Below are 8327 nucleotides of genomic sequence, written 5' to 3'. Positions count from 1 at the left end.
ACCCCGTACCCCAGCGCCGACAACCGCTCCGCCACCCGCCGACCCGTCTTACCCGTACCACCCACCACCAGCACCACACCGGCATCGACCGGAAGATCAAGAGCACCGTCGTACGTCATCACGACCACCTCATTCGGAGAAAAGAAGGAGAACGAACGGAACCGACCGCCGGAGGCACCGGGCGTCCGGCCGGTCCGACGCGGATCCGCGGGGCTCGTCCGAGCCCTGAGCCCTGCGGCCCCTCGTCCTGGCACCATTCAAGTCCGCCCCGAGCCCGCGAACCATAGCCGCCGCACTCAGGTCCATGTGCGAGCGTCTACGCCGCCCACCAGCGACGTCCGCCCGGTCACGGCCCGTCCGCGCCGTCCGCGGCCGGGGCCCCACCGGAACCCACCACAACACATCCCGCCCCGGCCGCACAGATCCCTCTACCCGCCCTTGACCTGGCCTTGACCGTCGCCGAATTCCCCGGAAAGGCCTTGCCCGCAATTCAGGGACCCTCCGCGGATCCGGCCGTGAATTCCCGCCGGGCCGTGGCCGACCGGCCGTGGGCGGCGCAGCGGAAGCGGTGCGGCCCGCCCGCCCGGACACCGCACCGGTAGTCTCGCGGCTGCTGCCGATCCATGGGAAGGCCTCGTTCACGGCCCGGTCGCTGCTTGCGCTCGGCCGCGGTCCCGGTGGTGTTCCCGACGATCGCGGGCGAGCCCGCCCGAGGAGCCGGCGGCCGCCGGGCCGACCTGCGGGGGCGGCGGCCCGCGGCTACCGTGAGGGCATGATCAACGGCGCCCACGTCATCCTGTACAGCCGGGACGCGGAGGCCGACCGCGCGTTCCTCCGCGACGTCCTGCGCTTCCCGCACGTGGACGCGGGCGGCGGCTGGCTGGTCTTCCGGCTGCCGCCCGCGGAGCTCGCGGTCCACCCCGCCGAGGCTTCCGACCGGGAGCTCTACCTGATGTGCGACGACGTCCACGCGACGGTCCGCGAACTCACCGCGCTCGGCGTCGAGTTCACCGAGCCGGTGAGCTCCGCCGGGTGGGGCCTGCGGACGGCGCTACGACTGCCGGGCGGGGGCGTGGTCGGCCTCTACCAGCCGCGCCACGAGGTGGCCCACGGCGGCTGAGCCCGAGCGCCACCCGGGCCGGAGCGCCGCCCGGCCGGGCAACCGATCCGCCACCACGGCGAGCCCCGAGGCCGGCTCAGCCGCAGGTGCCGTCCGCGCAGAGCCGCCACGGCACCCAGGACCCGAACCGGTCCGCCTCGCTGGTCCGCCAGTACCGGTCCGCGTTCCACTCCCGGGCCGTGACCTGCAGCCGGCCGTCGGCCAGCTGCACCACCGAACTCGGCGCGCTCAGCCCCCGGCCGGGCTCCGGCAGTCCGGGCAGCGGCCGGACCGGCCCCCAGGCGTCCCCGCTGCCGTCCCGCTGGCTGCGCACCTCCATCGCCCCGGAGGACCCGTTGCCCGCGGCGAAGGCGTGCAGCCGCCCGTCGCGCTCCTTGAACAGGGTGATCCCCCCGTGGTACGGCGGCGGCGCCAGCTCGAAGCCCTCGGCCGCGCTCCAGCGCCCGTCCGGGGTGGCCAGCACGGTGCGGCAGATGCTGCCGTAGGAGGCGATGAACACCTCCAGCCCGCCGCGGCCGTTCTCCACCGCGCTGACCTGGTACAGCTTCGGCCCGACCGGGGTCGCGCTGACCCGCTCCCACGCGCCGTACTCGCCGCCCGGCTCCTCCTGGGACCGGTGCCAGACGAAGCGCGGGCCGGGCGCCGCGGAGTCGTCGTAGAACTGCTGGAACTGCTCGGTCCGGCCGTCCGCCCGACGCGCCTCCACCAGGCTGTCCGCGACCGGACTGCCCGCCCGGCCCGGCCCCGGCGCGGCCCCGCACCCGGCGGTGACACCCGCGGCCGGGATCGTGGGGGGGGGGGGCCCCCGCCCCGCGCCCCCCCCCGCGGCGGGGGGGGGGGCACCCCCCACACACGGTGGCCGGGGGGGTGGGGGGGGGGGGGGCCGCCCCGCCCCCCCCCCCCCCCCCACGACTGCGGCGGTCAGCACACCCGACAACACGGTTCGCGGAAGGTTCCTGCACACGGTCGGCACACCTCCATGCTGGCATCGGAACGACACGGCTGCGCACGGGAACGGGCCGTTCCGGCCCGCCCCCCGTACGCAGCCGGGACATTCTCGCCCGCCCGCCGCCGGGCGGACAGGGTGCCCACGGACCGTCCCGACGCGATCCGGCCGAACCCGGCGCCCGCGCACCACCCCGGCACCGCCGTGGCACCGGGCGCACCGTCCGGGCCGGGGAGCGCCCCCTCACCCCGCGGACGCGCGCCGCGGGGCGCGGGGCGCCAGGGCGGGGCCGGGCCCCGGGAAAACTCTTCGGAGAAATCTCCGTCGCCCGTGTCGAGAACCCGTGCCCGGCTCCGTCCCAGGGCCGAACGCGACGAGAATGGTCGCACCCGCTCCGAGGAGAAGACGATGGCCAAGTACCTGCTGCTGAAGCACTACCGCGGCGCCCCGGCCCCCGTGAACAACGTGCCGATGGACCAGTGGACGCCGGAGGAGATCTCGGCCCACATCCAGTACATGAACGACTTCGCGACCCGGCTCGAGAAGAGCGGCGAGTTCGTCGACGGCCAGGCGCTCGCGCCCGAGGGCTCCTGGGTCCGGTACGACGGTGAGGGGCGCCCGCCGGTGACCGACGGCCCGTTCGCCGAGACCAAGGACCTCATCGCCGGCTGGATGGTGATCGACGTCGACAGCCACGAGCGCGCCGTCGAGCTGGCCGGCGAGCTGTCGGCCGCCCCCGGCGCGGGCGGTCGGCCGATCCACGAGTGGCTGGAGCTGCGCCCCTTCCTGGCCGCCCCGCCCACCATCTCGGAGTGACCCACCCCGTGGACGAAGCCCTGCTGAGGAGCCTCACGCCGGGCGTGCTCGGTGTCCTCGTCCGCCGCGGAGCAGACTTCGCGGCGGCCGAGGACGCCGTCCAGGAGGCGCTGGTCGAGGCGGTGCGGGTCTGGCCGGCCGACCAGCCGCGCGACCCGAAGGGCTGGCTGGTCACCGTGGCGTGGCGGAAGTTCCTCGACGCCGCCCGCGCGGACTCCGCCCGCCGCCGGCGCGAGGACCGCCTCGTCGAGGAGCCGCCGCCCGGGCCCGCCCCGGCCGTGGGCGACACGCTGCGCCTCTACTTCCTGTGCGCCCACCCCTCGCTGACCCCGGCCTCCGCCGTCGCGCTCACCCTGCGCGCGGTGGGCGGCCTGACCACCCGCCAGATCGCCCGGGCCTACCTGGTGCCCGAGGCGACGATGGCGCAGCGGATCAGCCGGGCCAAGCGCACCGTCTCCGGCGTGCGGCTCGACCGCAACGGGGACGTCGCGACCGTGCTGCGGGTGCTCTACCTGGTCTTCAACGAGGGCTACGGCGGCGACGTGGACCTCGCCGCCGAGGCGATCCGGCTGACCAGGCAGCTCGCCGCCGTGATCGACCACCCCGAGGTGGCGGGCCTGCTCGCGCTGATGCTGCTCCACCACGCCCGGCGGGCGGCCCGGACCGCGCCGGACGGCAGCCTGGTGCCGCTGGCGGAGCAGGACCGCTCCCGCTGGGACACCCGGGCGATCGCCGAGGGCGTCGGGATCCTCCAGGCGGCCCTGGCCCGCGACCGGCTGGGCGAGTTCCAGGCCCAGGCCGCCATCGCGGCCCTGCACGCCGACGCCCGGAGCGCCGGGGAGACCGACTGGGTGCAGATCGTCGAGTGGTACGACGAGTTGGTCCGTCTGAACGGCAGTCCGGTGGTGCGGCTCAACCGCGCGGTCGCGGTCGGGGAGGCGGACGGGCCGCGCGCCGGGCTGGCGGCGCTCGCCGGACTGGACGACTCGCTGCCCCGCCACACCGCGGTGGCGGCGTACCTGCACGAGCGCGACGGCGACCTCGCCACGGCCGCGCGGCTGTACGCCGAGGCGGCCCACCGCGCGCCCGACCTGGCCGAGCGCGACCACCTGACGCGTCAGGCCGCCCGGCTCAACACCCGCCTGCGCGGCTGACGGCCCGGCTGTGGCCCGGCTGCGGCCCGGGAGGCCAGCCCCGGGGCGTTGCGGTTGGCGGAAGGTCCGTGGCGGGGGCCGCCGGGGTGTCCGGGGTCGAGCGGTTCCCCCAATTGGCCGGCCTGCGGGGCGCCCCTAGGGTCGTCGGAGCCGGCGCCGCCGTCGGCGGGGGCGGGCGAGGGGAGAGCGCGGGTGGCTGCCGGAGGAGCGGTGCGGGGCGGGGTGGTGCCGGTGCTGGCCGCGGCGTGTCTGTGGGGCACGGTCGGTCCGGCGCAGCTGCTGGCGGAGGCCGGGGTGGATCCGGTGGCGCTGGGGGCCTGCCGGATGCTGCTGGGGGGTGCGGTGCTGTGCGCGGTGGCGGTGCGCCCGGCCGGGCTGCGGACGCTGTGGCGCCGGGGCGCGCGTGCCTGGGTGCTGTTGAGCGTCGCGGTCACGGCCGTGTTCCAGGCCGCCTTCCTGCCCGCGGTGGACCGGACGGGGGCCGCGGTCGCCACCGCGGTGGCCTTCGGCAGCGTTCCGGCGGTGGCGGGGCTGTGCGCCCGGTTGGTGCAGGGCGATCGGCTGGGCGGGCCGTGGTGGGCCGGCACGGGCTTCGCCGTCGCCGGGATCGGCCTCCTGCTGCTGCCCGGCAGCTCCGGCCGGACGGACCTGGTGGGCGTGCTGCTGGCCGCGGTGGCGGGGGCCTCGTTCGGGGTGTACATCGTGGCGGGCAAGCGCCTCGCGGCGGCGGGCGCGGACGCGGGCGCCGCCGCGCCGGTGAGCGTGCTGGGGGCGGGCCTGCTGGTGGCACCGTGGATCGCGGTGGCCCCGGCCGGTCTGGGCTCGGTGCGCGCGCTGGTGCTGATCGGCTGGCTGGCGCTGGCGACGACGGCCGTCGGGTACCTGCTGTTCACCCGGGGTGCGCAGCGGATCAGCGCGGCGACCACCGGGACGCTGAGCCTGGCGGAGCCGCTGTTGGCGGCGCTGCTTGGGGTGCTGCTGCTGGGTGAGCGGCTCGGCGGCTGGGCGGCGCTCGGGACGGCGCTGCTGCTGGGCGGTCTGGTGGTGGTGTCGGTCCCGGTGCGGAGCCGGGCGCGGGTGGCCGCCGGGGCCGTCTGAGCGACGGTCGGCCGGGAGCCGGGAGGGCACGCCACCGCCCGGGCCGCCGCGGCGGGGGTCGCGGTGACCCGGGCGCCCGGGGGCCCAGCCCTGGCCAGGGTCCGTTCGACGCCTCCGTCCCTACTGCGGCCCGCGTCGGCGTAGGGCTGGGATCCGTGGGACGGCCCGTCCGGCCTGCGGCCGAGGCCGCGGTCGTCAGCGGAGCCATCCAGGGAAGCCGGAAGGATCGCGTGTAACGCCTCGGACCGGTGGAGCCAAGAAGAGACGTAAGGCAGTGCTCGTCGTCCCAAGGAGTCATCCGTGTCAGCGGAGCATCCGATAGCACCACCCTCGCGTGACCCGGCGGCGTTCGCCGTGTTCTACCGTCAGCAGTTCGACACCGTGCTCGGCTTCGTCACGCGGCGCACGGACAGTGCCCACCTGGCGGCCGATCTGACGGCCGACATCTTCCTGACGGCGCTGGAGCAGGCCGACAGCTACGACGCCCGGCGCGGCGCGCCCGGCGCCTGGCTGTTCGGCATCTCCCGCAACGTCCTGGCCTCGCACTTCCGCGGCAGTGCCCGGGAACGCAACGCGGTGGCCAGGATCGCCGGTCAGCGGTTGCTGGACGACCAGGACGTGTCCGCGATCGAGGGGCGCATCGACGCCGAGCGCGAGGCCCGTGGGCTGGCCGCTCGGCACACCGCGCTGTCCGAGCCGCTGCGTGCGGTGCTGGACCTGGTCGCCGTCGACGGGCTGGCCGTCCGTGAGGCGGCCAAGGCGCTGGGCATCAGCGCGGCCACCGCCCGGGTGCGGTTGCACCGGGCTCGCAAGGCGCTGCAGAAGGTCGTCCCGCAGAGCAACACCACCAGCACGTCCGTGAACGTTCTCCTGGAGGCCGCCTCGTGACCACGCCCCTGCACTTTCAGCAGAAGCTCGGCGCCGAACTCGCCGTCCGTGCCGAGAACATGCCCGTCGCGGCCACCGCCGCCAGGGTCCGGCCCCGCTACACCCGTAGGCTGGTGGCGACCGGCCTCGGGCTGGCCGCCGCGACCACTGCGGTCGTCCTGATGCCGCACGACGGCGCCACCGGTGCGGCGCCGACGCCGCAGGCCGGTTCCGCCGCTCCGCGCTCGACCGGTGGCAGCTCGACCGCGGTGCAGCTCACCACCGCCTCCTACACGGTGACTCCCCACCAGGACGGCACCGTCTCCTTCCAGCTGATCGGCGCCGAGTGGTCCGGGCTCCAGGACGCCCTGCGCTCGGTGGGCGTGCCCGCCGTGGTGATGACGCCCTCCGCCTCCTGCCACACCCCGGTGGCCACCGACAGCAGCCGACTGGAGTCGGTGATGTCTCTGGACCCCTCGAACGGCCGCATCTCGATCCTGCACCCCGCCGCCATCCCGCCGGGGGAGAGCCTGCTGCTGCTCGACACCGCCCCCAAGGACGGGCTCCACCCGGACGCCGTCGGGAGTCTGGAGATCTCGCTGACCAAGGAGACTCCCGGTTGCTTCCCGCTCTCCCAGACCAACGGGGTCGGTGTGGGCTGAACCGCCTGGTAGGGCTGGCCGGTGGGGGCGGCCCGGACGAGTGGTTGCGAAGTCGGCTGGGTTTTCCGGTTCTCAAGAGCCGGCTCGGCCTCGCACAGCATGGCGGCCGGACCATCGAAGGTGTCGGCGCCCGACTCGGCCACTGACCGACTTCGGAACCACTCGTCTAGCGGTCCCGGTAGGCCGCCATGGCGGCGTCGACCCGCGGGGAGAAGAACAGCGGGCCGACGGCGTCCGCCCAGGCCATGCCCTCGGGGGTCAGCCGCAGGGTGTCGCCGCCGGTCAGCCAGCCGCGCTCGGCGAGGGTCGCGAACTGCGCCGGGAAGTGCGCGGCGGGCGTGTCGCCGAACCGGCCGCGGTACTGCTCGACGACGGTGCCGCCGCTCTCCAGCAGGGTCTGCAGCAGGTACATCCGGCGGCGCTCGTCGTCGTCCATGGTGAACGCCCACTGGGCGCGCCGGAAGTCCTCGGTGGGGGTGGCGATGTAGTCGTCGATGATCCGGCGGACCTCGGGGACGGCGACCGCGTAGTCCGTGGTGTAGTGCAGTCCGGTGGTGAACGAGCGGGCGCCGACGCCCAGGCCGACCATCCCGGCCTGCTGGTTGTACTCGCTGATGCCCGCGTCGTCGGCCTGGTCGACGGCGGCGGTGCCGGCCCGTTGGAAGACCCGCATCGAGGTCTGCCGGTAGCCGGCGGCGAGCAGGTGGTCGCGGCCGAACCGGTAGAGCCGCAGCCGCTGTTCGTCCCAGCTCTCGCCGGTGTCCTCGTGCCGGCCGTCGAGCCCGGTGAGCGGGCGGACGTACAGCGGGTAGAGGTAGACCTCCTCGGGTTCCCAGCTCAGCGCCGCGTCCAGGGAGGTCCGGAAGGTCTCCTCGGTCTGGCCCTGGATCCCGTAGATGAGGTCGATGTTGAGGATCGGGAAGGCGGCGGCCTTCAGCCGGGTGAGGGCGGCGTCGACCTCCGAGCGCTTCTGCGGCCGGACGGCCGCGCGGGCCTCCTCCTCGAGGAAGGTCTGCACGCCGATGCTGACCCGGGTGGCGCCGCGTTCGGCGAGGACGGCGATCCGGTCCGGCGTGGCGGTGGCCGGGGAGGTCTCCACCGACCAGGGGACGGCCCGGAGGTCGGCGCCCATGACGTTCTCGCAGAGGTCGGCGAGGCGGGTCAGTTCGGCGGCCGTGAGGTAGGTGGGCGTGCCGCCGCCGAACGCGGCGAGGGTGAACCGGATGTCGCGGCCCTGGGCCTCGAGGGCCTCGCGGGTGGCCCGGGCCTGCCGTTCGAGGGTGTCCAGCCAGGCGGTGGTGATCTGTTCGGGGGCGCCGGTGCGGGTGAACAGGTTGCAGAAGCCGCAGCGCATCTCGCAGAACGGCACGTGGACGTAGAGCGAGAGGGCGTCCAGCCGCTCTCCGGCCCAGATGTCGGTGAGCGCCGGCCCGTCGGCCAGGGCGCGGTAGGACTTCTGGTGCGGGTAGGCGTAGACGTACTGCCGGTAGGGGGTGCCGAGGGCCTCGGCGGGGGTGTCGGCGGGGGGACGCGGGGTGAGGTGGAGCAGGGGGGAGGTGCTCATCGGGGTGGTGACTCCGTTCGGCCAGGTCAAGGTCCGGTCAAGCCCGGGACATGACGCTAGGCGGACCGGAATCCCGCGGTCACGGGTCGGATTCTCCGAG

8 protein-coding genes are annotated in these 8327 nt (G+C 75.3%); 6 read left to right on the top strand and 2 right to left on the bottom strand.

The window, feature by feature from the left end:
* The first annotated feature begins 772 nt into the window (after positions 1–772).
* Complete coding sequence (locus AB0N04_RS15180) at positions 773–1120, top strand: VOC family protein (RefSeq protein ID WP_360223444.1); 348 nt, start codon at positions 773–775, stop codon at positions 1118–1120.
* A 76-nt stretch (positions 1121–1196) separates the two neighbouring features.
* On the opposite strand, the gene AB0N04_RS15175 is transcribed toward AB0N04_RS15180, so the two are convergent.
* On the bottom strand, positions 1197–1826 hold the full coding sequence (locus tag AB0N04_RS15175; RefSeq protein ID WP_360223441.1) for a hypothetical protein: 630 nt from the start codon (positions 1824–1826) through the stop codon (positions 1197–1199).
* A gap of 648 nt (positions 1827–2474) precedes the next feature.
* Between AB0N04_RS15175 and AB0N04_RS15170 the strand changes: the two genes are divergently transcribed.
* The 5 genes from AB0N04_RS15170 (at position 2475) to AB0N04_RS15150 (ending at position 6663) form a co-directional block, all read left to right on the top strand.
* Positions 2475–2882 (top strand): YciI family protein, encoded by a 408-nt coding sequence (locus tag AB0N04_RS15170; RefSeq protein ID WP_360222856.1) that lies wholly within the window; start codon positions 2475–2477, stop codon positions 2880–2882.
* An 8-nt stretch (positions 2883–2890) separates the two neighbouring features.
* A complete protein-coding gene (locus tag AB0N04_RS15165) occupies positions 2891–4036 on the top strand; it encodes a DUF6596 domain-containing protein (protein WP_360222862.1) in 1146 nt (381 codons plus the stop codon).
* A gap of 192 nt (positions 4037–4228) precedes the next feature.
* Entirely contained in the window at positions 4229–5134 is a 906-nt protein-coding gene (locus AB0N04_RS15160) for a DMT family transporter (RefSeq protein WP_360222853.1), read from the top strand.
* Positions 5135–5434: 300 nt separating this feature from the next.
* Positions 5435–6022, top strand: a complete 588-nt coding sequence (locus AB0N04_RS15155) for an RNA polymerase sigma factor (RefSeq protein ID WP_360222850.1) — start codon at positions 5435–5437, stop codon at positions 6020–6022.
* Positions 6019–6663, top strand: a complete 645-nt coding sequence (locus tag AB0N04_RS15150) for a hypothetical protein (RefSeq protein WP_360222847.1) — start codon at positions 6019–6021, stop codon at positions 6661–6663. The genes AB0N04_RS15155 and AB0N04_RS15150 overlap by 4 nt, the downstream gene beginning before the upstream one ends.
* Positions 6664–6829: 166 nt before the next feature.
* Here the strand turns inward: AB0N04_RS15150 and AB0N04_RS15145 are convergent, their stop codons facing one another.
* Complete coding sequence (locus AB0N04_RS15145; protein WP_360222844.1) at positions 6830–8227, bottom strand: STM4012 family radical SAM protein; 1398 nt, start codon at positions 8225–8227, stop codon at positions 6830–6832.
* Between the last annotated feature and the right edge of the window lie 100 nt (positions 8228–8327).

The organism is Kitasatospora sp. NPDC051702, assembly GCF_040681575.1.
In the GTDB taxonomy this organism is placed as follows: domain Bacteria; phylum Actinomycetota; class Actinomycetes; order Streptomycetales; family Streptomycetaceae; genus Kitasatospora.
Note: the sequence above shows the minus strand (reverse complement) of the source record. Positions and strands in the feature narration are given on the sequence as shown.